The following is a 23,799-nucleotide window of genomic DNA, read 5'->3' as shown; positions in this document are numbered from 1 at the left end:
AAGAGAACAACATCCATGAACACCGTGGGATCTGATGGCAACCTTGCACAAGGTTTCAAGCCACGTCATGTAACGATGCTGTCCATCGCCGGCATCATCGGCGCCGGACTTTTCGTCGGCTCGGGCCACGCCATTGCGGCAGCCGGCCCGGCTACCATAATCTCCTATTTCGTGGCCGGGACCTTGGTCGTCCTGGTCATGCGCATGCTCGGCGAAATGGCCGTCGCGCACCCCGATACCGGTTCCTTCTCCACCTACGCCGACCAGGCCATCGGTCGCTGGGCCGGCTACACCATCGGCTGGTTGTACTGGTGGTTCTGGGTGCTGGTCATCCCCATCGAAGCCCTCGCGGCAGGGCATGTGCTCAATGCCTGGTTCCCGCAGATAGACAGCTGGATATTCGCCCTGGCGTCGGTGTTGCTGCTGGCAGGTACCAACCTGTTCAGCGTGGCCAAGTACGGTGAGTTCGAGTTCTGGTTCGCCATCCTCAAGGTGACCGCGATCCTTGCCTTCATCAGCCTCGGGTTCGCGGCGCTGATGGGGTGGCTGCCCAACCGCGAAGTCAGCGGCCTGAGTGGGTTGATGGCCGACCACGGTGGTTTCGCGCCCAAGGGCTGGGCCGCGGTGGTGGGGGCGTTCATCACTGTGATGTTCAGCTTCATCGGCACTGAGGCGGTGACCATCGCAGCGTCGGAGTCCAGCGACCCGTCGCGCAACATCGCCAAGGCCACCCGCTCGGTGATCTGGCGCATCAGCACCTTCTACATCCTCTCCATCTTCGTGATCATTTCCGTGGTGCCGTGGAATGACCCGCAGCTGGCTGTGGTGGGCTCGTACCAGCGTGCACTGGAAATCATGAACATCCCCAACGCGGCCTTGCTGGTCGACCTGGTGGTGCTGGTGGCGGTCACCAGCTGCATGAACTCCTCGATCTACATCGCCTCGCGCATGATGTACTCGCTGGCCAAGCGCGGCGATGCGCCGGCAATGCTCAAGCACACGTCCAAAGTCGGCGTACCACGCGCTGCGGTGTTCGGCAGCACCCTGATCGGTGCGTTCATCGCCGTGCTCAACTACTTTGCACCCAAGGGCGTGTTCGAGTTCCTGCTGGCAAGCTCAGGCGCCATCGCGCTGCTGGTGTACATGGTCATCGCCATCTCCCAGCTGCGCATGCGCCGCCGTCTTGAGCGGGAGAATACCGAGCTCAAGTTCCGCATGTGGCTGTTCCCCTGGTTGACCTGGGCGGTGATCATCTTCATTGCCCTGGCCTTGGCGGTGATGATGTACACGCCCGAGCACCGGGCGGAGGTGAGCGCCACGCTGGGGCTTGCGATCATGATTTCCTTCCTGGGCATTGTGACGACACGCGGTCATGCGCAGCCGATGGGGGCGCGGTCGTTGGGTTGAGATGAGCTTTGCTGGAACCTTCGGGCTGCGAAGCGGCTCTAGGGTTTCAGCTTCGCAACTCATGGTGCTGGGGCCGCTTTGCGGCCCATCGCGGCACGAGGGCCGCTCCCACAAATACCGTGCAACCTTTCGCTACGCAGCAACCGGCTCGCGCCAGCCCGAAGGCAGACACCCATCCAAGTAGGAGCGGTCCTTGTGCCGCGATGGGCTGCAAAGCAGCCCCGGCAATATGCGCCGCGACGCCAATATCCTCGGCCGAGCGTGTGCACTCACCGAGCGTATACCTGGCCAGTGGAGTCTTGTTGCTGGCGGTGGGTCGTAGCGCACCCACCCCCGCGCATTCAATGGCCCGGCCAAGCTGGCCGAGCACACACCCGCTGGCCTACCCCTCCACCGAATGATGGAAATTCCCCAGGTCATCCTTGCCGATGCCGCCCACTTGCCCTTGATCCAACCTGTCAAATTTCTTTGCGCAATGGGCTACCATCCGATGGCCTAATGCAATTAAATGCGCCACCCGGACAACTATTCCGGCCAGTAACTGTCACTCAAAAAAACCCGGTCATAGTGTGAAAGTGCCCGCTTTCACCACAGGAGCTCAGATACATGGCAGCACTGCAGAGCAGTACGTTGGACGCGGTCGAAAACAACCAGGAACAGCTGTTGACCCAATGGATAGCAGGCCTGGAAGCCAACGGTGCCACGCGCAATGTCAAGGAGCAGGTGCTGGCCCAGGAAACCCGCGAGTTTCTGCAACTGCTGGTGCAAGGCTTCAAGGGCCCAGGCGGCGCCAACCTGGCAGCCGCCGATTGGGAGGCCGTGCGCCGGTTCCTCGAAAAGCTGTCGTTATCGCGCGCGCAGATGGGCCATGACTCCCACCAGACCGTGTACTTCATCTACGCCCTGAAGCGTCCGCTGTTCGCTTTGCTGCAATCGCACTACGGCGACGACCCGGCCACGCTTGCCGAGGAACTCTGGCGCGTGTCCGAGCTGCTCGACAGCATGGGCATGCACACCATGCGCACGTACCAGGCGAGCCGTGAAAACGTCATCCGCCGCCAGCAGGAAGAACTGCTGGAGCTGTCCACGCCCGTGGTCAAGCTGTGGGACGGTGTGCTGGCATTGCCACTGATCGGCACCCTGGACTCCCAGCGCAGCCAGACTGTCATGGAGTCGCTGCTGCAGCGCATCGTCGACACTGGTTCGGAAATCGCCATCATCGACATTACGGGCGTGCCCACCGTGGACACCCTGGTGGCGCAGCACCTGCTCAAGACCGTGACGGCCATTCGCCTGATGGGCGCCGATTGCATCATCAGCGGCATTCGTCCGCAGATCGCCCAGACCATCGTGCACCTGGGCCTGGACCTTGGCACCCTGACCACCAAGGCCAACCTGGCCGACGCCCTGAAGCTGGCCCTGACCCGTGTGGGCAGCGACCTCGGCCAGCGAGCCTGAGCCATGGAGCGTATCCCGATCCTGCAGATGGGGGAATTTCTGCTGGTGACCATCCAGGTGGACATGCATGACCAACTGGCCCTCACCCTGCAGGAAGACCTGACCGACCGCATCAGCAGCACCTCCGCCCGTGGCGTACTCATCGACATCTCGGCGCTGGACATGGTCGACTCGTTCATCGGACGGATGATCGCCAGCATCTCGGGCCTGTCGCGCATCATGGACGCCGAAACCATGGTGGTCGGCATGCAGCCGGCCGTGGCCATCACCCTGGTGGAGCTGGGGTTGACGTTGCCTGGCGTGAGTACGGCCTTGAATGTGGAGCGCGGTATGCACGTGCTGCGTCAGCGTGTGGCCCGCAAATGAACGTGCGCGACAGCGGTAGCCTGCCGGTGCGCATCGAGCAGGATGTGGTGCTTGCCCGCCAACTGGCCCGCAAGCTGGCGGGCGAGTGCGGTATGCGCCTGGTTGACCTGACCAAGCTGGTCACCGCCGTCAGCGAGCTGGCCCGCAACACCGTGGTCTATGGCCGTGGCGGCGACATGGATTGGCAGGTGCTGGAGGACTTCGGTCGGGTGGGCCTGCGCCTGCATTTTCGTGACGAAGGCCCTGGCATTCCCGATATCGGCCTGGCGTTGACCGACGGCTGGACCTCGGGCGGTGGCATGGGCCTGGGCTTGACCGGGGCACGGCGCCTGGTGGATGAGTTCGAGTTGGACACCGCGCCTGGCCAGGGTACTCGCGTGACGATCACTCGATGGGCGTGAGCATCGCCGCGAGCCAGACCTGCGTCGTACCGTTGGCTGATGCCAGTGACGTTGGCCACGCTCGACGGATCGCGCAAAAGCTCGCACAGGCCCACGGGCATGACGAGACGGACGCCGGACGTGTCGCGCTGGTGGTGACCGAGCTGTGCACCAATGTGCTCAAGCATGCCGGGCACGGCGAGCTTCATCTGCGCGCGCTGCCGCGCGGTGACGGCAGGTTTGGTATCGAAGTGCTCACCCTCGATCGCGCCCAAGGGTTCGATGCCCAAGCCTGCCTGGCCGACGGCTATTCGTCGGCGGGCACCCAAGGTATCGGCATGGGCGCCATCGCCCGCCAGGCTCAAGTCTTCGACGTTTATGCCGATACCCGGGGAGCTGTTGTCCTGGCGCGGTTGTATGCCCAGGGTGACCCAGGCACTGACCTGCGCTTCGGCGTCAGCCAGCATGCCCTCAATGGCGACCCGGCCTGCGGCGACACCTGGCACCTGGCCTTCGACGGGCAGCACGTGAGCGCCCTGGTGATCGACGGGCTGGGGCATGGCAGCGAAGCCGAAGCGGCAGCCCAGGCGGGTGCGGCCGTGTTTGCACAGGCACCGTTCGCCAAGGCGCAGCAGCAACTTTTGGCCATGCACCAGGCGATGACGGGCACGCGCGGTGGCGCCGTAGCCCTAGCGCATTACGATGGCTGCAATGCACGGCTGAGCTTCACCGGCATTGGCAACATCGGCGCGAGCCTGGTCAATGGCAGCCAATCGCGAGGCCTGGCGTCGATGCCCGGCATTGTTGGCGGGCAATTCAGAAAAACCCAAGTGTTCGACTACGCTGATCTGAACGGAAATGTGTTGATCATGTACAGCGATGGCCTGCAGTCCCGGTGGAACCTCAAGGATTACCCTGGCCTGGTGCACCGCCATCCGGCCGTGATCGCTGCCGTGCTGCATCGCGACTTTTGCCGAGGCCGGGACGATGTCACCGTGCTTGTCATCGACCTGGAGTTGCCCAATGTCTGATGCTGCCATGATTGCCCGCCTGCAAGCCGAGAACGACGCCTTGCGCGCCGAGCTGGATGAAACCAACCAGGGCGTGCTGGCGCTGTATGCCGAGCTCGATACCCAGGCCGAGCACCTGCGCCAGGCCTCGGACCTCAAGAGCCGCTTCCTGTCCTACATGAGCCATGAATTTCGCACGCCGCTGGGCTCGATCTTGAGCATCACCGGCCTGCTGACCGACGAGCTCGACGGGCCGTTGTCGGCCGAACAGCACCGTCAGGTCACGTTCATCAGCACCGCTACCCGCGAGCTGTCCGACATGGTCGACGACCTGCTGGACCTTGCCAAGATCGAAGCCGGCCGCATCACCATTTCGCCGGCCTGGTTCGACATGTTCGACCTGTTCGCCGCCCTGCGAGGCATGTTCAGGCCCATTGTCGATGCCTCGGCCGTGGACCTCATCTTCGAAGAGCATGCCGGCCTGCCGCGGCTGTACACCGATGACAAGAAGCTGGCGCAGATCCTGCGCAACTTCATTTCCAATGCCCTGAAGTTCACCTCCCAGGGCGAAGTGCGTATTTCCGCCTGCCTGGAAGGCGATGACAGTATCCGTTTTGCCGTGAGCGATACGGGTATCGGCATCGCACCGGAACTGCTGGGCACCCTGTTCGAAGACTTTGCCCAGGTTGACTCGCCGCTGCAAAAGCGCCTGCGCGGTACGGGCCTGGGCCTGTCGCTGTGCAAACGCTTTGCCGAGCTGTTGGGTGGTCATGTGGGCGTTGAGAGCGAGCCGGGCGTCGGCTCCTGCTTCTTCGTGGTGATCCCCCTTGCCCTCGCTCCGGAGAGCGCTGAATGAATGCCGATGTGCGCTTGCTGATCGTCGATGACAACGTTGCCACCCGCTATGCCATGCGCAGGCGGTTGGCGGTGCACGGGTATCAGGTACTGGAGGCCGGCACGGGCGGCGAGGGCCTGGCGCTGATCCGCGACAGCCAGATCGACGCCTTGATCCTGGACGTGAACCTGCCGGACATGAGCGGCTTCGACATTGTCCGGCTACTGCGTCAGGACCCACGCACGGCCCTGCTGCCGGTGATTCATGTGTCGGCCGCTTCGATCCAGAGTGGCGACATCATTACCGGGCTGAACGCCGGTGCCGACGCCTACCTGATTCACCCCGTCGACCCGGACGTGCTGCTGGCCACCCTGCGCACCTTGCTGCGCGTGCGCGACACCGAGCGCGCACTGCGCCAGAGCGAGGCAAGCTTTCGCGAGATATTCACCAGCGTGTCGGCGCCGATTGCCGTGATGGACGCCCAGCTGAAGGTGCACGAATGCAACCAGGCATTCAGCTACCTGATCCAGGACAACCGCCACCCCGAGCAGCTGCACGAATGCTTTGCCGATGGGCAGGAAGCGGCACTGGCCAGCCTGCGCGAGCACCTGATGGCCGGCGAGCGCTGGCAGGGCACCTTGAGCATGCAGGTGCATGGCCATGTACGCGAGACCGAGTGGCAGCTTTCGCCGTATCAGGCGCCAGGTTTGTGCCTGGTGTTCGTCGAGGACATCACCGAGCACCGTCACCGCGAACGCTCGCACCTAGCCCGGCTGGACGACGCCACCAGCCAGCTGGCCCACGAAGTGGCCGTGCGCGAACGCACCGAGGCGCAGCTGGTGCAACTGCAAAAAATGGAGGCACTGGGCAGCTTGACCGGCGGCATCGCCCACGACTTCAACAACCTGCTGACTGGCATCATCACCAGCCTCGAACTGATCTGCAAACGAGTGGCCGAGCACCGCATCGACAAAGTGCCGCGCTATGCCGAAGCTGCGCTCAGCTCGGCCAATAGCGCGGCATCGCTGACCCATCGGTTGCTGGCCTTCGCTCGCCAGCAACCCCTGGATACCCGGCCGGTGGACGTCAACCGCCACGTGCGCTCGCTCGAAGAACTGCTGACCCGCACCATTGGCGAGCGCATCACACTGACCCTGAACCTCTCCACGCAACCGGTCATTGCCCTGGTCGACCCGGTGCAACTGGAAAGCGCGGTGCTCAACCTGGTGATCAACGCCCGCGACGCACTGCCCAAGGGCGGGCGGATCTGGCTGGACACGGCCGCCATCTGGTCCCAGGAAAACCCCAACCTGGCCGACGGCCCTTATGTGATGGTCAGCGTGCGCGACAACGGCACCGGCATCGAACCTGAGTTGCTGGACAAGGTATTCGACCCGTTCTTCACCACCAAGCCCGTCGGCCAGGGCACCGGCCTTGGGCTGTCGACCATTTACGGTTTCGCCCGGCAGTCCAGCGGCCACGTGATGCTCAGCAGCGTGATGGGGCAGGGCACTGAAGTGGCGCTGATGCTGCCGGCCAGCGCACAGGCAGCCGTGCCCGTGGTGCGCGAGCGTGGGCTCGACCTGCAAGGAAACGGCGAGCATGTGCTGATCGTCGAGGACATGGCGTCGGTGCGGCTGTCGGTGGCCGAAGCGCTGGCCGATGCCGGCTACCACTGCACACTGGCCTCGACCACCGACCAGGCGCTGGAATACCTGCGCGACGACCCGAGCCTGGACCTGATGCTGACCGACGTTGGTCTACCCACGCTCAGCGGCCGGGAGCTGGCTGACCTTGCCCGTGGTTACAGGCCCGACCTGCCCGTGCTGTTCATGACCGGGTATGCCGATGCCGCGCTGGACCGGCAGGCGTTTCTCGGCGATGGCATGGACATGCTGATCAAGCCCTTCCGCATGGGTGAGCTGCTGCGCAAAGTGAAGCAGGCTATCCGTAAGGCGTAGGAAGCAACCTACAATCGAAGTTAATTAATCTGAAAATAAATGAGGTGTTTTCTCATTCTCGTTCGGCAGGTAGGGAAGGCCGGAATACAGGCCGCCCGCCGACACGCTACGGAGCGAGAGAATGAGTTCTACCCCGGTTTCACCGCGCCACCCCCTGAACCGAGCCCTGCGTGGCGCCCTGCTCGGGCTGGTGGTCGGCAGCCATGTGCTGCCAGCCTTGGCCCAGCCTGCAGCCACTGACAGCAGCAGCCCGCTCAAGCAGTGGAACATCCCGGCAGGTCCGCTGGCGCCAGCGCTCGATCGTTTTGCCAGGGAAGCCGGCATCAGCCTGTCGTACGACGCGCAAAGCGTGGCCAACCGGACAACGCCGGGCGTCCAGGGCTCGCTGGGTACCACCGCGGCCTTGTCTGCGCTGTTGCAGGGCAGTGACCTGCAATCGGAACAGCAAGGCCCCAACGCCTACTTGCTGCTGCCCCAGCCCAAGTCCACCGGCCCCCTGGAGCTGGGCGCCACCGAGGACTACCGCCTGGCCCCGGTGATCGTCAATGCCAAGGTCAAGGCCAGCGCCGACGACGACATCAACTCGGTTGTGGCCAAGGAGCTATGGGTAGGGGGCAAGGTCGCCACCAGCATCCTCAATACCCCGGCTTCGGTGTCGGTGGTGACTCGCAAGGAGATGGAACAGCGCAGCGTCAGCACCACCGAAGAGGCGCTGCAGTACACTCCTGGGGTGATCAGCGACTTCTATGGGTCGGACGACCGTAACGACTACTTCCAGATTCGCGGCTTCCAGGCCACCACCTACCGTGACGGCCTGACGCTCAGCTCCATGCGTGGCGTGCGCGAAGACCCGTACGCCTACGAGCGTATCGAGATCATTCGCGGCGCCAACTCCACCCTGTTCGGCCCCGCCGACCCGGGTGGCTCGGTCAACTTCGTGACCAAGCAGCCGCGGTTCGAACGTTTCGGCCAGGGCTATGTGACCTACGGTTCGTACGACCATGCCGAGACCGGCATCGACGTGGGCGATGTGCTCAACGAAGGCGGTACAGTGGCAGGGCGCTTCACGGCCAAGCTGCAGGACAGCGACCGTGAGTACGACCTCCCGCGACGACAGCCGCCTGGTGATGGGCGGGCTGACCTGGGCACCGAGCGACTTCACTTCGGCCACCGTGGTGCTGGACTACCTGAAGACCAACAGCTCGCCCAATAGCGGTGGCTACCCGCTGGACAAGGAATACGACCGCAGCAAGTTCTTCGGCGAGCCTGGCTACAACTTCCACGATGTGGAGCGCACAAGCTTGTCCGGCAACCTCACCCACGACTTCGACAACGGCTTCGTATTGCGCGGCAACCTGCGCTACAGCGAACTGACCGACGATTTCGGCTACGCCTACTTGAGCGACAGCCCTTCGCGCGTTGGCACGACCATCCCGCGCTATGTGTTCGGCACCGACAGCGACGCCGACCAGCTCAACGGCAACCTGATGCTGCAATACGATGCGCAGTTCGAGCACATCGACAGCAGCACCCTGGTGGGGGTGGAGTACCTCGACTCCTCGACCAAGCAGCGCTCGGTCTACAGCCTGGCCACCCCGATCGACATCGCCAACCCGGTGTTCACCGGCGTGCCGCGTGGCATCGAGCCCTACAGCCGCAAGAAGCAGGACGTGACCACCAAGGCCGTGTTCATGCAGCAGAACCTGTCGTTCTACGACCGCGTCATCGCCACCGCTGGCGTGCGCAACGACTCCATGGACTTGTCCAGCACCGAGTACGTGGGCGGGGCGGCCAAGCAGAGCGACGACTTGTCGGAGACCTCATATCGCGCTGCGCTCACCTACATCGTCAACGACGAAGTGTCGACGTACGTGAGCATGGTGGAATCGGTGTCCCCACCCCAGGTGGGCGTGACTCCGCAAACCGGCAAGCAGTACGAAGTGGGGGTGAAGTACTCGCCCATCGGCATGGACGCGATGTTCTCCGCTGCGGTGTATGACCTGACCCAGGAAAACGTCACCATTGCTGTGGTACTGCCCAGCGGCATCATCGAGCAGCAAACCGTCGGTGAGTCTCACGCACGCGGCCTGGACCTGGAGGCCAAAGCCCAGGTGACGGCTGATATCAGCGTGATTGGCGCTTATTCGTACATGGACACCGACGTGAAGCGCGGGTCGCTGTATGACGGCTCTTCGCTCAAGGGCAACGCCTTCGCCACCGCGCCCAAGCATTCGGCTTCGCTGTGGACGTACTACGATATTCCGGCGACCGCCGTGAGTGTCGGGCTGGGTGCCCGGTACGTGGGGGCTTACTACATGGATGCGGCCAACACCAAGAAGAGCGATGGGACCACGTTGTTCGACGCGGCCTTCAAGTACCAGATCGCCAAGGGCACTGACCTTGCGGTGAACGTGAGCAACCTGTTCGATGAACAGCACGTGGTGGGCTCGGGGACGGCCGATTATTACAACCCTGGGCGTGAGGTGACGGCGCGAGTGAGTTATAGCTGGTAATCGATGATTGGGGGAATCACGGTGGCTGGGCGGGCTGCAATGGATAGCCTGCGCGCGTTAGCCGTTATGGGCAACGCGGTAGGCCTTGGGATCTGATGCCCGGCTGCAATCCTAGGGCCGCTGTGCGGCCCATCGCGGCACAAGGCCGCTCCCACACTGCGCTATCTTGAGCTGCGCGCTGAACCTGCAGAGTAACCAGCTTGTGCCGCCTCTGAAGGCTTGAATGATCCCCTGTTGGAGCGGCCTTGCCGGGGCGCCGGACCGGCCGCGATGGGCCGCGCAGTGGCCCCAGGATTGCAGCCAGCATCACAAATCACCGGGGCCGCTTTGCGGCCCATCGCGGCACAAGGCCGCTCCAACAGGGGGCGACACTGTGCGGGATGGCTTGCCTACTTCCCAGGCATCAACGTCTTGATCAATGCGCGCACCGTTCCCGGCAGGGCCTCCAGTTCCCGGACAAGGATGCTGCGTTCGCGCTCGGCCCAGGGTTCATCAAGGGCGATGGTCACCAGGTTCATGGTGTGGCTGTGACGCGATGCGGACGACTCGGGAATGATGCCGATGCCCACACCGGCCTCGACCATGCGGCAGATGGCTTCGAAGCCCGATAGCTGGATACGCAGGGCCAGGGTTTCACCCATGCGCTCGACCTGGTCACGCAGAAAGGTCAGCAGGGTGCTGCCGTCGTGCAGCCCGATGTGCTGGTAGGCCAGGGTCTGTTTCAACGTCACCTGGCGGCGGCTGGCCAGCTCGTGGCCGGTGGGCACGATCAGCACCAGCCGGTCGGTGCTGAAGTGCATCACCTGCAGGCCGCTGGCCTCCACAGGGCCGGCGATGATGCCCATGTCGGTGCTGCCATCGAGCACGCCTCGCACGATGTCGCGGGACAGGCGTTCCTGCAGGTCGACCGTGACCCCCGGCCGTTGCGCCAGAAAGCCTGCCAGTACCTCGGGCAGGAACTCGGTCACCGCCGTGGTGTTGGCAAAGATGCGGATATGCCCCGCCGAATCGCCGCCGAACTGGGTGAACTCCGCCTTCAGGTAATCGACCTGGCGCATCACCAGACGTGCGTGGGTCAGCAGCGTGTGCCCGGCCGGGGTCAGTTCGACGCCGCGGCTGTCGCGGTACAGCAGGCGGGTGTCGAGCTGCGCTTCGAGTGCCTTGATGCGTGCACTGGCGGCGGCCGGGGACAGGTGCGCGCGGCGGGCGCCCTGGGTCAGGCTGGGGGATTCGCCGATGTGGATGAACAGGCGCAAATCAGCCAGATCGAAGTGCATGGGCAAGTCCTGGAGTCGGGAAGGCGTTCGGTATTTATGAACGCCGGGTTATGGAAATGCAAATTCACAGAATGCGCGAGAGGGTCGCATGATCGTCCCTGTCGCCTGCGCAGCGTCGATGACGCGCCCGCAGGTGGCCTGCCATAACAACAATTCCAGAGGCCCACCCATGCCCAATCCGCCCTTTGATTACAGCCCGTGGCTCGGCCGCACCGAGCAAGCCTGGGATGTGCTCAGCCGCAACCTGGTGCAGCGCATCGCGGCGACGTTCGGCGAGACCGCCCCGGCCCACGGCGAGGCATTGCCGCCGCTGTGGACCTGGTGCTTCTTTCAAGACCCTGTGCCCGAAGCGCAACTGGGCACCGACGGGCACCCGGCACGCGGGGGCTTTTTGCCGCCGGCCGATGGGCGCAACCGCATGTGGGCCGGTGGCCGGGTCGAGTTCATCGCCCCGCTGGTGGTCGGCGGCGAGGCGCAGCGTACCTCGACCATCCTGCACATCGAGGAGAAACACGGCCGCAGCGGCGCCTTGCTGTTCGTGACCGTGCGCCATGACTACACCCAGCACGACCAGCTGTGCATCCGTGAAGAGCAGGACATCGTCTACCGCGAGCCGACCCCGCCCAAGGCGAGCACGGGCGAGCCTTGTGAAACCGGCACCTGGGGCGAAACCGTCACGCCCACCGCGACCCTGCTGTTTCGCTATTCGGCGGTCACCTTCAACGGCCACCGCATCCATTACGACTACCCCTATGTCACTGCCACCGAAGGCTACCCGGACCTGGTGGTGCACGGCCCGCTGATCGCCACGCTCAACCTGCGGGCTTTTCTGCGCGCCAACCCCGGTGCCCGCCTGCGCCGCTACAGCTACCGCAGCCTGCGCCCGCTGACCCTGCCCACGCCCTTCGAACTCAGCGGCTGCCTCGACGGCCCAGGCCAGGCGCGCCTGTGGGCTGGCAATGCCGCCGGCGTGGCGCAAAGCGCCGACGTCACCTTCGACTGACCCCTTTTCAGCACCGTAGAGAAGCCTGCCATGCACAGCTACGACAGCGATGACCTCAACGCCATCCGCGAAGGCGTGCGCGCCTTGTGCGCCGAATTTCCGGCCGAATACTGGCGCACCCTGGACGAGCAGAAGGCCTTCCCCGAAGCCTTCGTCAAGGCCATGACCGACGCCGGCTGGCTGTCGGCGATGATCCCCGAGGCCTATGGCGGTTCAGGGCTGGGCCTGGCCGAGGCGTCGGTGATACTCGAGGAAGTGAACCACTGCGGTGGCAACTCCGGCACCATCCACGGGCAGATGTACAACATGTTCACCTTGCTGCGCCACGGCAGCGAGGAGCAGAAAAGTCATTACCTGCCCAAGCTGGCCAGCGGCGAGCTGCGCCTGCAATCGATGGGCGTGACCGAGCCGACCACCGGCACCGACACCACCCAGCTCAAGACCACGGCCGTGCGTGAGGGCGACGATTACGTGATCAACGGGCAGAAAGTGTGGATTTCGCGCATCCAGCATTCGGACCTGATGATCCTGCTGGCACGTACCACGCCGCTGGCGCAGGTCACGCGCAAGTCCGAAGGCATGTCCATCTTCCTGGTGGACCTGCGCACGGCCATTGGCAACGGCCTGACCGTGCAGCCGATCGCCAACATGGTCAACCACGAAACCAACGAGCTGTTCTTCGACAACCTGCGCATTCCGGCCAGCAGCCTGATCGGCGAGGAGGGCAAGGGGTTTCGCTACATCCTCGACGGCTTGAACGCCGAGCGTACGCTGATCGCTGCCGAGTGCATCGGTGACGGGCGCTGGTTCGTCGAAAAGGCCAGCCAGTACGCCCGCGACCGCGTGGTGTTCGGCCGCCCGATCGGCCAGAACCAGGGTGTGCAATTTCCCATCGCCGAAGCCCACATCGAGCTGGAGGCGGCCGACCTGATGCGCTGGCGGGCCTGCGCCGAGTACGACAGCGGCGCCAACGCCGGTGCGGCCGCGAACATGGCCAAGTACCTGGCGGCCAAGGCCTCGTGGGAGGCGGCCAACGCCTGCCTGCAAACCCACGGCGGCTTCGGCTTCGCCAACGAGTACGACGTGGAGCGCAAATTCCGCGAGACCCGCCTGTACCAGGTGGCGCCGATTTCCACCAACCTGATCCTGTCGTACGTGGCCGAGCACCTGCTCGAGCTGCCGCGCAGCTTCTGAAGGAGGCCATGCCCATGCGTGATACCCAAGCACTGGCCACCTTCCTGGCCGACCTGCGCTACCAGGACATCCCGCCCGCCGTGCTGGCGCGTACCGAAGACCTGTTCCTCGACTGGCTCGGCTCGGCCCTGGCCAGCCAGGGCGCGCACCCGGTGCCGCTGTTCGAGCGTTACGCCGAGCGCATGGGGCCCCCTGCCGGTAAAGCCCGATTGATGAGCACCGGCCGTGGCACCTCGCCGTATTTCGCCGCGCTGGTCAATGGCGCAGCGTCCCACCTGGTGGAGCAGGACGATTTGCACAACAGCTCGGTGCTGCACCCGGCCACGGTGGTGTTCTCCGCTGCCCTGGCCGCCGCGCAGGACCTGGACAAGTCAGGGCCGGACCTGCTGCTGGCCGCCGTGGCCGGCTATGAGGCCGGCATTCGCATCGGCGAATTCATGGGCCGCTCGCACTACCGCATCTTCCACACCACCGCCACCGTCGGCACCCTGGCGGCCGCCGTGGCGGTGGGCAAACTGATGGACTTCGACCAGGCCCAGTTCATCCATGTGCTGGGCAGTGCCGGCACGCAGGCGGCCGGTTTGTGGGAGTTCTTGCGCGATGCGGCCGATTCGAAACAGCTGCACACCGCCAAGGCCGCTGCCGACGGACTGCTGGCGGCCTACCTGACCGCCGATGGCCTGAGCGGGGCGCGCAATATTCTGGAAGGCGACCAGGGCCTGGCGGCCGGCATGTCCAGCGACGCCGACCCGGCGCGCCTGTCGGACCGCCTGGGCAGCCGCTGGGCATTGACCGAAACCTCGTTCAAGTTCCACGCCTCGTGCCGCCACACCCACCCGGCGGCCGATGCCTTGCTCGAACTGATGCAGCGCGAAGGGCTGCGCCACGGCGACATCGCCGACGTGATCGCCCACGTGCACCAAGGCGCTATCGATGTGCTGGGCCGGGTGAAAGTACCCACCAGCGTGCACCAGGCCAAGTTCTCCATGGGCACGGTGCTCGGCCTGATTGCCGTGCATGGCAGCGCGCAGTTGCTGACATTCCGGGACCTGGCCCTGAGCGATCCGGATGTGGCCGCGTTCCGCGACAAGGTGCGCATGCAACTGGACCCGGAAGTGGATGCGGCCTACCCGGCGCGCTGGCTGGGCCGGGTGGAGGTGCGCTGCACGGACGGGCGCCACTTCACCGCCGCCATCGACGAACCCAAGGGCGACCCCGGCAACACCTTGTCCCGCGCGGAACTGGAGGACAAGTTCCAGCGCCTGCTGGCCTACGCCGGGCAGCGCAGTGCGGCCGACGGCCGTGCCTTGATTCAACGTGTCTGGCAGCTGCGCGATACCCGCTCGCTGGCCGACCTGCCATAACTTGCGCACAGGACCTTGCCATGAGTGCATCTGCCCCCCGCCCCCTGGACGGCATCACTGTCGTCAGCCTGGAACACGCCATTGCCGCGCCGTTCTGCACCCGCCAACTGGCCGACCTGGGCGCCCGCGTGATCAAGGTCGAACGCCCCGGCAGCGGTGATTTCGCCCGTGGCTACGACCAGCGCGTCGATGGCCTGGCGTCCCATTTCGTGTGGACCAACCGCTCGAAGGAAAGCCTGACCCTGGACCTGAAACAACCCCAGGCCGACGCCATTCTCGAAGCACTGTTGGCCAAGGCCGACGTGCTGGTACAGAACCTCGCACCCGGCGCCGCCGCGCGCATGGGCCTGGGGTTCGACGCACTGCACGCGCGCTTTCCACGGCTGATCGTGTGCGACATTTCCGGCTACGGCGAAGGTGGCCCGTACGAGAAGAAGAAAGCCTACGACCTGCTGATTCAGAGCGAGGGCGGCTTCTTGTCGGTCACTGGCAGCCCAGGGGAGGAGGGGATGGCCAAGGCCGGGTGTTCGGTGGCCGACATCGCCGCTGGCATGTACGCCTACACCGGCGTGCTCTCGGCCCTGTTGCTGCGCGACCGCACGGGGGTGGGCAGTCGCATCGACGTGTCCATGCTCGAAAGCCTGGTGGAATGGATGGGCTACCCCATGTACTACGCCTACAACGGCGCACCGCCGCCACCGCGGGCCGGTGCCTCCCACTCGACCATCTACCCGTACGGCCCTTTCCCCACGGGCGACGGCGGCACGGTCATGCTGGGCCTGCAGAACGAGCGTGAATGGCAGGTGTTCTGCGAGAAGGTCTTGCTCGACCCGGCGTTGGCCACCGACGAGCGCTTCTGCGCCAACTACCGGCGCTCGGAGAACCGCGATGCGCTGCGTCAGATCATCGTCGAGGGCTTTGCCGCGCTGAGCCTTGAAGACGTGGTGTCACGCCTGGAAAGCGCGCAGATCGCCAACGCCCGGGTCAACGACATGCAAGGGGTGTGGCAGCACCCTCAGTTGCAGGCCCGTGACCGTTGGCGCGAGGTGGACAGCCCGGCGGGCAAGCTCCCGTCGCTGCTGCCGCCGGGGCGCAACGCGGCCTTCAGCCCGCGCATGGACCCGGTGCCTGCACTGGGCCAACACACTGCCGCGATCCTGGCCGAGCTGGGGTATGGCGACGATCAGCAGGCGCAATTGAACAGCGCAGGCGTGGTTTAGCAGAGGAGCAAAAGCATGCCGTACCCCATCGTTCGCTCCGCCCTGTTCGTGCCCGGTAGCCGCCCGGAGCGCTTTGCCAAGGCCTTGGCTGCCGGTGCCGATGCCGTGATCGTGGACTTCGAAGACGCGGTCGAAGAGCCGCTCAAGGCCCAGGCCCGCGAGCACCTGGCGCGCTTTCTGGCCGAACACTTGGATGCCCGGGTGTGGGTGAGGGTCAATGCCCCCAGCCACGCAAACCACGCCGAGGACCTGCAGTTTTGCGCGCAGCACCTGGGCGTGACCACGGTGCTGCTGCCCAAGGTCGAAAGCGCCGCACAGGTGGCGGTCGCCGCCCGCACGGGCAAGGCCGTGGTGCCGATCATCGAGTCCGCCAAGGGGCTGTTGGCCCTTGAGCGTATCGCGGGCGCCGAGGGTGTCGAACGCCTTTCGTTCGGCAGCCTAGACCTGGCGCTGGACCTTTGCCTTAACACCGACAGCCCGGCAGGCCAACGCTTCATCGACCAGGCCCGCATGGCCGTGCAGTTGCAATCCCGAGGGGCTGATCTGGCGCCACCGCTGGACGGCGTGTTTCCAGCGATCCGCGACCCGCAGGGGCAGCGCGAGGCCATGCGCCATGCCTACGACATGGGCTACGGCGGGGCGTTGTGCATTCACCCAAGCCAGGTGTCGGTGATTCATCAGGCCTTGCAGCCCAGTGAGCACGAACTGGCCTGGGCGCACCGCGTGATCGAGGGCAGCGCAGCGGCAGGCGGGGCAGGGGCTTTCCAGTTGGACGGGCAGATGGTCGATGCGCCGGTGGTGTTGCGTGCGCAGCGTCTGCTGGCATTGGCCCATGCTGGCTAGTGGCTATAGTTACGGCCGTATCGCGATGGCCTGCGTTCGGGTTTGCCGAACGCAGGCTTACACAAAAGCAGATTCCCCAAACACCTATACTGGGCCACCGTACCCTTGGCTACGCTTCCCTGCTGACCTTACCAACAACAATAACAGGTGAAACCCATGTTGAAGCTGACCCAGGCGCTGTTCTGCGCCGCCGCCGTCTCCCTGACCTCGTTCGCCTACGCCGCGGACCCGGTCATCATCAAGTTCGCCCACGTGGTGGCCGACAGCACGCCCAAAGGCCAGGGCGCGCTCATGTTCCAGAAGCTCGTGGAGGCCGATGACAAGCTCAAGGGCAAGGTCAAGGTCGAGGTCTACCCCAACTCGTCGCTGTTCGGCGACGGCAAGGAAATGGAAGCGCTGCTGCTGGGCGACGTGCAGATGCTGGCGCCCTCGCTGGCCAAGTTCGAGCATTACAACAAGCAGGTGCAAATCTTCGACCTGCCGTTTCTGTTCGACAACCTGGCGGCGGTCGACCGCTTCCAGCAAGGCCCTAAAGGCAAGGCACTGCTCACCTCCATGGAGGACAAGGGCATTCGCGGCCTGGCCTACTGGCACAACGGCCTGAAGCAACTGTCGGCCAACAAGAAGATCTTGCTGCCCAAGGACGCCCGCGGCCTGAAGTTCCGGGTGCAGGCCTCCAGCGTGCTGGAAGAACAGTTCAAGGCCGTGCGCGCCAACCCGCGCAAGATGAGCTTTGCCGAGGTGTACCAAGGCTTGCAGACCGGTACCGTCAACGGCACCGAGAACACCTGGTCGAACTACGAAAGCCAGAAGGTCAACGAAGTGCAGCCGTTCTTCACCGAGACCGACCATGGCCTGATCGACTACATGGTGATCACCAACGCCAAGTTCTGGAACGGCCTGCCTGAAGACGTGCGCACCGAACTGCAGGGCATCATGGACAAGGTCACCGTCGAGGTGAACAAGCAGGCCGAGGCGCTGAACCAGGCTTCGCGGCAGAAGATCATCGACGCCAAGACCAGCGAGGTCGATGCGCTCACCCCCGAGCAGCGTGATGAATGGCGCAAAGCCATGCGTCCGGTGTGGGACAAGTTCGAAGGCCAGATCGGCGCTGACCTGATCAAGGCCGCCCAGGACGCCAACACCGCTTCCTGATCCGTTCTGCTTGCAGCCGCCCCTGCGTGGGCGGCTCAGCCTCATTGTGCGCGGAGAATGCCCATGCAAACGTTACGGCGCGTCTGGGAGCGCTTCGAGGAAGGCATGATCGCCTTTCTCCTGGCGGCCATGACCCTCATCACCTTCATCTACGTGGCGCTGAACAACCTCTACACGATGTTCTACAGCTTGAGCGACCGCTGGACCTTTGCCAGCGAGCCGCTGCTGAACATCGGCGATCACCTGATGGGCTACGCCCAGGAAATGACCTGGAGCATCGCCCTGACCAAGGCCTTGTTCGGCTGGCTGATCTTCTTCGGCATCGCCTATGGCGTGCGCACCGCCGGGCACCTTGGGGTCGATGTGCTGGTCAGGCGCACCCGCAAGCCGGTGCAGCGCGTGCTGGCCATGCTCGCCTGCGCCTGCTGCCTGGCCTATGCCGGGCTGTTCCTGGTCGCCAGCATCAAGTGGGTCAGCGCCGTGCTGGCCGCCGGCATCGGCGCCGAAGACCTGGACCGCTACGGCATCAAGATCGGTCACATCGCGATGATCGTGCCCTTTGGCTTCGCGCTGATCATCGTGCGTTATCTGGAGATCCTCTACCGCATCTACACCCATCGCCAGACCAACCTGGGCCTGGCCGACGAAGCGGCCGAGGCGAGCAAGCTGGCCAACCCCGGTGAGGAGTCGCCGCGATGACCGTTATCTGCCTGTTCCTGCTGCTGTTCATCTTCATGTTCCTGGGCGTGCCCATCGCCATTTCCCTGGGCCTGTCGGGGGCGGTGTCGATCCTGCTGTTCAGCCAGGATTCGCTCAGCTCGCTGGCGATCAAGCTGTTCGAGACCTCCGACAGCTACACCTTTTTGGCCATTCCGTTCTTCCTGCTGTCCGGCGCCTTCATGACCACCGGCGGCGTGGCGCAGCGGCTGATCGACTTCGCCAACGCCTGCGTGGGGCACATTCGCGGTGGCCTGGCCATTGCCGCCGTGCTGGCGTGCATGCTGTTCGCCGCGCTGTCCGGCTCCTCGCCGGCCACGGTGGCGGCGGTGGGCTCGATTGCCGTGGCGGGTATGGTGCGCTCGGGCTACCCGAAGGAATTCGGCGCCGGGATCATCTGCAACGCCGGTACCCTGGGCATCCTGATCCCGCCGTCGATCGTGATGGTGGTGTATTCGGCCGCAACCGAGACCTCCGTGGGCAAGCTGTTCATGGCCGGCGTGATCCCTGGGATTTTGCTGGGCGTGTTCCTGATGATCGCCATCTACATCGTGGCGCGGGTCAAGAAACTGCCTGCCCAGCCACGTGCCAGCTTTCGCGAGTGGCTGACGGCTGCGCGGCGGGCCTTCTGGGGCCTGTTGCTGCTGGTGATCATTCTGGGCGGCATCTACAGCGGCATGTTCACCCCCACCGAAGCAGCAGCGGTGGCGGCGGTGTACTCGGCGTTCATCGCCCTGTTCGTGTACAAGGACATGACCTGGCGCGAGTGCCCCAAGGTGCTGCTGGAGTCTGGGCGGCTGACCATCATGCTGCTGTTCATCATCGCCAACGCCATGCTGTTCGCCCATGTGCTGACCACCGAGCAGATCCCGCAGCAGATCACCCAGTGGGTGCTCTCCGAAGGCCTGACGCCCCTCGGCTTCCTGATCATGGTCAACGTGGTGCTGCTGATTGCCGGCAGCTTCATGGAGCCGTCGGCGATCATCCTGATTCTGGCGCCGATCTTCTTCCCCATCGCCATGGAACTGGGCATCGACCCGATCCACCTGGGCATCGTGATGGTGGTGAACATGGAGATCGGACTGGTTCACCCGCCGGTGGGGCTGAACCTGTTCGTGACCAGTGCCGTGACAGGCCTGACACTGGGCCAGACCATTCGCGCAGCGCTGCCGTGGCTGTCGATTCTGTTGCTGTTCCTGATTCTGGTCACCTATGTGCCGTACATCTCCCTGGCGCTGCCGGAGTTTCTCGGCATGCCCTGACCGGCGGCTCGATCAACCCGCCAGTGCACCGACGCCACCGCCTACCCGGCGGTGGTTTCACTTTCGGCCAGGGGGGCAGGGGTGTAGGTTGACCCTCCAGGGTGCCACCAGCCCGCCAGCCCTCCACAAGCCCCGAGCGGACCCACCATGACAACAACCAGATCACTGCTTTGCCTTGTCATCGCTTGCGCCTGGCTCACGAGCCCCGCAGCCCACGCCGCCAACACCGCCGACAACCCATGCAAGACCACCGCCGAGTGCGCCGAGCAGGCCCGCAAGATCGGCGCCTTCGTGGAAAAGACCCCCGACGGCCAGCGCCACGGCGAGACCCAGTTCGACTACCTCAACCGCATCAACAAAGCCTCGCTGGTGATGCTCAAGGAAGCCGGCATCGTCACCGCTGAACAGGCCGCGACCATTGCAGGCGGCGTACGCCACGCCATCGACCAGGCCACCCAGCCAGACGGCAAGCGCCCCAGCGATGTGCTGCAACTGGAGCAGATCATCACCGACAAGGTCGGCCCCGAGGCCTCGCTGATTCACTCGGGCCGCAGCCGCCAGGACATGTACGCCACCTACCGCCTGGCCTCGCTGCGCAACCACGTGCTGGCCTATGGCGACGCCCTGGACGCCACCCGCCAGCGCCTGCTCACGCTGGCTGCCCAGCACGTCGACACCCTGGTGCCGGCCTACACCAACGGCGTACAAGCCATGCCCATCAGCTATGCCCATTACCTGCTGGCCTACGAGGCCTCGTTCGAGCGCGACGCCCAGCGCCTGCACGAGCTGTACGCCCGCCTGAACCTCAGCCCCATGGGCACCGCCGTGCTGGCCAACTCCGGCTACCCCATCAACCGCGAGCGCCTGGCCCAGCTGCTGGGCTTTGACGGCGTGCGCGAGAACTCGCTGGACGCAAGCCAAGTCTCGACCTACGACATCCCGCTGGAGGCCGCCGGCCTGGTCTCGTCCTCGGCCATCCGCATTGGCGCCTTCATCGGCGACATCCACACCCAGTACCACCAGACCCGCCCCTGGCTGCTGCTCGACGAAGGCGCCACCTACACCAGCAGCGCCATGCCGCAAAAGCGCAACCCCGGCCTCTTGATGCGCACCCGCGAAGCCGCCTCCGACGTGGTCGGCCTGGCCAACGCCACCACCTTGCGCGCCCACAACGTCACCACCGGCATGACCGACTACAAGGCCGCCTTCGACGACCTGGGCCTGTTCCGCTCCACCGGCGACATGTTCAAGCGCCTGGACCAGGTGCTCGACGCGCTGAAGATCAATGCCGCCCGCGCCGAAGAAGAACTGGACGCCGACTGGACCACCTCCATGGAGCTGGCCGACACCCTGGAGCGCAAGCACCACGTCCCCTTCCGCATTGGTCACAGCTTCGCCTCGCTAATCGTCGAAAAAGCCCGCGCCGACGGCACTTTGCCCAAAGACTTCGCCTACGCCGATGCGCAGGCGTTGTTCACCCAGGCAGCGGACAAATACAAATGGAAGGACAACACCCTGCCCCTGAGCGAAGCAGATTTCCGCGCCAGCCTGTCCCCCCGCGCCATGGTGCAAAGCCGCAAGGGCACTGGCGGGCCACAGCCTGAAGAAGTGCGGCGCATGTTGGCTGAGGCGCAGGCGCGGTTGAAGGAGGATCAGGCGTGGATGCAGCAGCGGCGGCAGAAGCTGGTGGATGCGGATGTGGGGTTGGACAAGGCGTTTGATGGGTTGATGGGGCGGTGATCTGGCGGGAGCACGCGATCCGTGTGGGAGCGGCCTTGCGCCGCGATGGGCCGCATAGCGGCCCCGGCGATTTGAGGTGCGGGCTGAAATCCTGGGGCCGCTTCGCAGCCCATCGCGGCCGGTCCGGCGCCCCGGCGAGGCCGCTCCAACAGTACTAGATCGCGTGACCTGGAAAAGATCTCAACCGACCCCCGAAACATTTTGAACCAAAAATCTCACCCCGCTCTCCATCCGTAAACGAAGCGGCTAAAAAAACCGCGGCGAACCCCGGCACCCCCTTGCATGCACCCCGGGCCTTTTACTGCTGGTAGCGGAGCCTCAAATGATCCAAACCCCCTTGCTGATCGGTTTCATCGTCATGGCCCTGGCATCACTGGCCATCTACATCAAAGGCGCACACTACGGCCCGCTGCTCGGCCACACCCTCATCCACGCCGCCGTCCCCTTCATCGCCGCCACCGCCTACCTGTGCATGTACCTGGGCGTCGGTAACCTGATCAAAGTCGACGGCAGCGTCACCTACTTGGCCCGCTACGTAGACTGGGCCTTCACCACCCCACTGCTGTTGGCAGGCGTCGTTAGCTCCGCCTACTACGGCACCCGCGACCTGTACGGCAAAAGCGGTTACATCACCGCCATCGTCACCCTCGACGTCATCATGATCGTCACCGGCCTGATCGCCTCCCTGGCCCCCTACGGCGTGATCAAGTGGGTGTTCTTCGCCTGGTCCTGCGCCGCGTTTGCTGGCGTGCTGTACCTGCTGTGGAAACCCGTCGCCAGCATCGCCAACCAACAACCCGGCGTCAGCCCCGCCTACCGCCGCAACGTAGGCTTTCTCACCGTGCTGTGGCTGATCTACCCCGTGGTCTTCGCCGTCGGCCCCGAAGGCTTCTGGGCCGTGAGCGATGCCACCACCGTGTGGGTATTCCTGGTGCTCGACGTGCTGGCCAAGGTCGTCTACGCCTTTACCTCGGAACGTAACCTGCGCGCCGTGCCGGTAGGCCGAGGCTACTGAGCATGACCTGCACAGGGCGCAGCTGGCGCGCCCTTGTGGGGCTGGCGATAGCGGCCAGCCTTGCAGGCGGGCTGGCGCCGCTGGCCTACGTGCTGCTGGTCGGGCTCGGGCTTGGCCTGCTGCATGGGGCCAGCGACCTGTACCTGGTCGAGCACGGTCAGCGCAGGCGCTTTGTGCTCAGCTACCTGGGCGTGGCCATGGTGTGCGCCCTGGTCTGGCAAGTGGCGGGGGCGTTGGCGCTTACCGCCTTTTTATTGCTGTCGGTTTGGCACTTCGCCCATGAGGATGAGGTGTTTCAGCGGCGGCATGAGCAGATTGCGCTGGGGCTGTTCATCCTGGGCGGGCCTGCAGTGTTGCACCGTAATGCGGTAGCCGAGTTGCTCAACCTGGCGATGGCGGCCGGTGCCTCTTCTGCCTTGGGTGGATGGCTGGCGGTGACGCTGGCGTGTAGCGGGCTGATTGCGTTCGGTGTGCTGCTGATGAGCGCCTGGCAACGGCGTGACCTGCGCCTGGCGGTGACCTTGCTGCTGGTGGTGGTCACACCGCCGCTGATCGGGTTTGCGCTCGGGTTCTACCTGCTGCATGCCGAACCCCAGACCCGTGTGCGCGAGCGAATGGTAGGTGCCTTGTCGATAGGCGACTACCTGCATCGCACCTGGCCAGTGCTCGCTGGGGCAGGGGTATTTGCCCTGGTGGGTGGGGCTGTGTTCTGGCAGCAGGAACAGACCGGCATTCGGGCGCTGTTCGTGGTGCTGGCGGCGTTTGCATTGCCGCATATGGTGGTGTTGCCGCGTTTTCTTTCGGGGCGAGCATTGCCTCAGGTGCCGGGCCCGGTTTGACATCCCCGGCGCGTACGTGCGCCGGGGGCAGCCCCCTAAGGCGCTCCGGTGTTCAATCAACAATGAAACGAAGGGTGCCGGATCAATTCGGCTTGGCCTCCGTCGCGACATCGTCGCTTGAGACAGGGGCGGCGACGTGCACCTTGGCCTCGGACAACGCAATACAGCGATGGACGTAGCTATCGATCTTTTTCAAACCGACATCTCGGTACCTTGCGGGACAGATCAATAACGTATCGC

Annotated in this window: 19 protein-coding genes and 1 pseudogene; 19 read left to right on the top strand and 1 reads right to left on the bottom strand. The window is 64.6% G+C overall.

Translation table 11 applies throughout. The annotated features are described in order from the left end of the window. Positions 1 to 15 precede the first annotated feature (15 nt). The 8 genes and pseudogenes from gabP to ACF8E5_RS14560 all read left to right on the top strand — a co-directional run bounded on the left by gabP (position 16) and on the right by ACF8E5_RS14560 (position 9,930). The gene (gene gabP / locus ACF8E5_RS14595; protein ID WP_058638422.1) at positions 16 to 1,407 is read left to right on the top strand and encodes a GABA permease; all 1,392 of its coding nucleotides are present in this window, start codon (positions 16 to 18) and stop codon (positions 1,405 to 1,407) included. Between the two features lie 606 nt (positions 1,408 to 2,013). After that, a complete protein-coding gene (locus tag ACF8E5_RS14590; protein WP_392475441.1) occupies positions 2,014 to 2,865 on the top strand; it encodes an STAS domain-containing protein in 852 nt (283 codons plus the stop codon). Positions 2,866 to 2,868: 3 nt separating this feature from the next. After that, the gene (locus ACF8E5_RS14585; RefSeq protein ID WP_058638419.1) at positions 2,869 to 3,231 is read left to right on the top strand and encodes an STAS domain-containing protein; all 363 of its coding nucleotides are present in this window, start codon (positions 2,869 to 2,871) and stop codon (positions 3,229 to 3,231) included. Further along, positions 3,228 to 3,632 carry an anti-sigma regulatory factor gene (locus ACF8E5_RS14580; RefSeq protein ID WP_058603627.1) on the top strand — a complete coding sequence of 135 codons (405 nt, stop codon included), beginning with the start codon at positions 3,228 to 3,230 and terminating at the stop codon, positions 3,630 to 3,632. Before ACF8E5_RS14585 ends, ACF8E5_RS14580 begins: the two co-directional genes overlap by 4 nt. Then, complete coding sequence (locus ACF8E5_RS14575; RefSeq protein ID WP_392475440.1) at positions 3,623 to 4,642, top strand: ATP-binding protein; 1,020 nt, start codon at positions 3,623 to 3,625, stop codon at positions 4,640 to 4,642. Before ACF8E5_RS14580 ends, ACF8E5_RS14575 begins: the two co-directional genes overlap by 10 nt. Continuing rightward, the gene (locus ACF8E5_RS14570) at positions 4,635 to 5,477 is read left to right on the top strand and encodes a sensor histidine kinase KdpD (protein ID WP_078477957.1); all 843 of its coding nucleotides are present in this window, start codon (positions 4,635 to 4,637) and stop codon (positions 5,475 to 5,477) included. The genes ACF8E5_RS14575 and ACF8E5_RS14570 overlap by 8 nt, the downstream gene beginning before the upstream one ends. Next, positions 5,474 to 7,417 (top strand): response regulator, encoded by a 1,944-nt coding sequence (locus ACF8E5_RS14565; RefSeq protein ID WP_197844423.1) that lies wholly within the window; start codon positions 5,474 to 5,476, stop codon positions 7,415 to 7,417. Before ACF8E5_RS14570 ends, ACF8E5_RS14565 begins: the two co-directional genes overlap by 4 nt. A 121-nt stretch (positions 7,418 to 7,538) precedes the next feature. Continuing rightward, positions 7,539 to 9,930 (top strand): annotated as a pseudogene (locus ACF8E5_RS14560) (TonB-dependent siderophore receptor). A 389-nt stretch (positions 9,931 to 10,319) separates the two neighbouring features. Here the strand turns inward: ACF8E5_RS14560 and ACF8E5_RS14555 are convergent. Continuing rightward, the gene (locus ACF8E5_RS14555; protein ID WP_058605883.1) at positions 10,320 to 11,207 is read right to left on the bottom strand and encodes a LysR substrate-binding domain-containing protein; all 888 of its coding nucleotides are present in this window, start codon (positions 11,205 to 11,207) and stop codon (positions 10,320 to 10,322) included. A gap of 169 nt (positions 11,208 to 11,376) precedes the next feature. On the opposite strand from ACF8E5_RS14555, the gene ACF8E5_RS14550 reads away from it, so the two are divergent. The 11 genes from ACF8E5_RS14550 to ACF8E5_RS14500 all read left to right on the top strand — a co-directional run bounded on the left by ACF8E5_RS14550 (position 11,377) and on the right by ACF8E5_RS14500 (position 23,559). Next, complete coding sequence (locus tag ACF8E5_RS14550) at positions 11,377 to 12,210, top strand: MaoC family dehydratase N-terminal domain-containing protein (protein WP_196124371.1); 834 nt, start codon at positions 11,377 to 11,379, stop codon at positions 12,208 to 12,210. A gap of 30 nt (positions 12,211 to 12,240) precedes the next feature. After that, entirely contained in the window at positions 12,241 to 13,404 is a 1,164-nt protein-coding gene (locus ACF8E5_RS14545; RefSeq protein WP_058605881.1) for an acyl-CoA dehydrogenase family protein, read from the top strand. A 14-nt stretch (positions 13,405 to 13,418) separates the two neighbouring features. Then, positions 13,419 to 14,768, top strand: a complete 1,350-nt coding sequence (locus tag ACF8E5_RS14540; RefSeq protein WP_058638413.1) for an MmgE/PrpD family protein — start codon at positions 13,419 to 13,421, stop codon at positions 14,766 to 14,768. A gap of 20 nt (positions 14,769 to 14,788) precedes the next feature. Then, positions 14,789 to 15,988 (top strand): CaiB/BaiF CoA-transferase family protein, encoded by a 1,200-nt coding sequence (locus ACF8E5_RS14535; RefSeq protein WP_058638412.1) that lies wholly within the window; start codon positions 14,789 to 14,791, stop codon positions 15,986 to 15,988. Positions 15,989 to 16,003: 15 nt separating this feature from the next. Then, positions 16,004 to 16,831: an HpcH/HpaI aldolase/citrate lyase family protein gene (locus tag ACF8E5_RS14530; RefSeq protein WP_392475439.1), complete on the top strand. Its 828-nt coding sequence runs from the start codon at positions 16,004 to 16,006 to the stop codon at positions 16,829 to 16,831. 156 nt (positions 16,832 to 16,987) lie between these two features. Further along, entirely contained in the window at positions 16,988 to 17,986 is a 999-nt protein-coding gene (locus ACF8E5_RS14525) for a TRAP transporter substrate-binding protein (protein ID WP_058638410.1), read from the top strand. A 63-nt stretch (positions 17,987 to 18,049) separates the two neighbouring features. After that, positions 18,050 to 18,685, top strand: coding sequence for a TRAP transporter small permease (locus ACF8E5_RS14520; RefSeq protein WP_078477963.1), 636 nt, complete (start codon positions 18,050 to 18,052; stop codon positions 18,683 to 18,685). Next, positions 18,682 to 19,965 (top strand): C4-dicarboxylate TRAP transporter large permease protein DctM, encoded by a 1,284-nt coding sequence (dctM, locus tag ACF8E5_RS14515; protein ID WP_058605875.1) that lies wholly within the window; start codon positions 18,682 to 18,684, stop codon positions 19,963 to 19,965. The genes ACF8E5_RS14520 and dctM overlap by 4 nt, the downstream gene beginning before the upstream one ends. 147 nt (positions 19,966 to 20,112) lie before the next feature. Continuing rightward, positions 20,113 to 21,705 carry an argininosuccinate lyase gene (locus tag ACF8E5_RS14510; protein WP_392475438.1) on the top strand — a complete coding sequence of 531 codons (1,593 nt, stop codon included), beginning with the start codon at positions 20,113 to 20,115 and terminating at the stop codon, positions 21,703 to 21,705. A 322-nt stretch (positions 21,706 to 22,027) separates the two neighbouring features. Beyond that, positions 22,028 to 22,720, top strand: coding sequence for a bacteriorhodopsin (locus ACF8E5_RS14505; protein ID WP_197844866.1), 693 nt, complete (start codon positions 22,028 to 22,030; stop codon positions 22,718 to 22,720). Between the two features lie 2 nt (positions 22,721 to 22,722). After that, positions 22,723 to 23,559, top strand: coding sequence for a beta-carotene 15,15'-dioxygenase, Brp/Blh family (locus tag ACF8E5_RS14500; RefSeq protein ID WP_392475437.1), 837 nt, complete (start codon positions 22,723 to 22,725; stop codon positions 23,557 to 23,559). Positions 23,560 to 23,799: the final 240 nt, after the last annotated feature.

This window comes from Pseudomonas sp. WSY_20 (assembly GCF_043104335.1).
Classification (GTDB): domain Bacteria; phylum Pseudomonadota; class Gammaproteobacteria; order Pseudomonadales; family Pseudomonadaceae; genus Aquipseudomonas; species Aquipseudomonas parafulva_B.
Note: the sequence above shows the minus strand (reverse complement) of the source record. Positions and strands in the feature narration are given on the sequence as shown.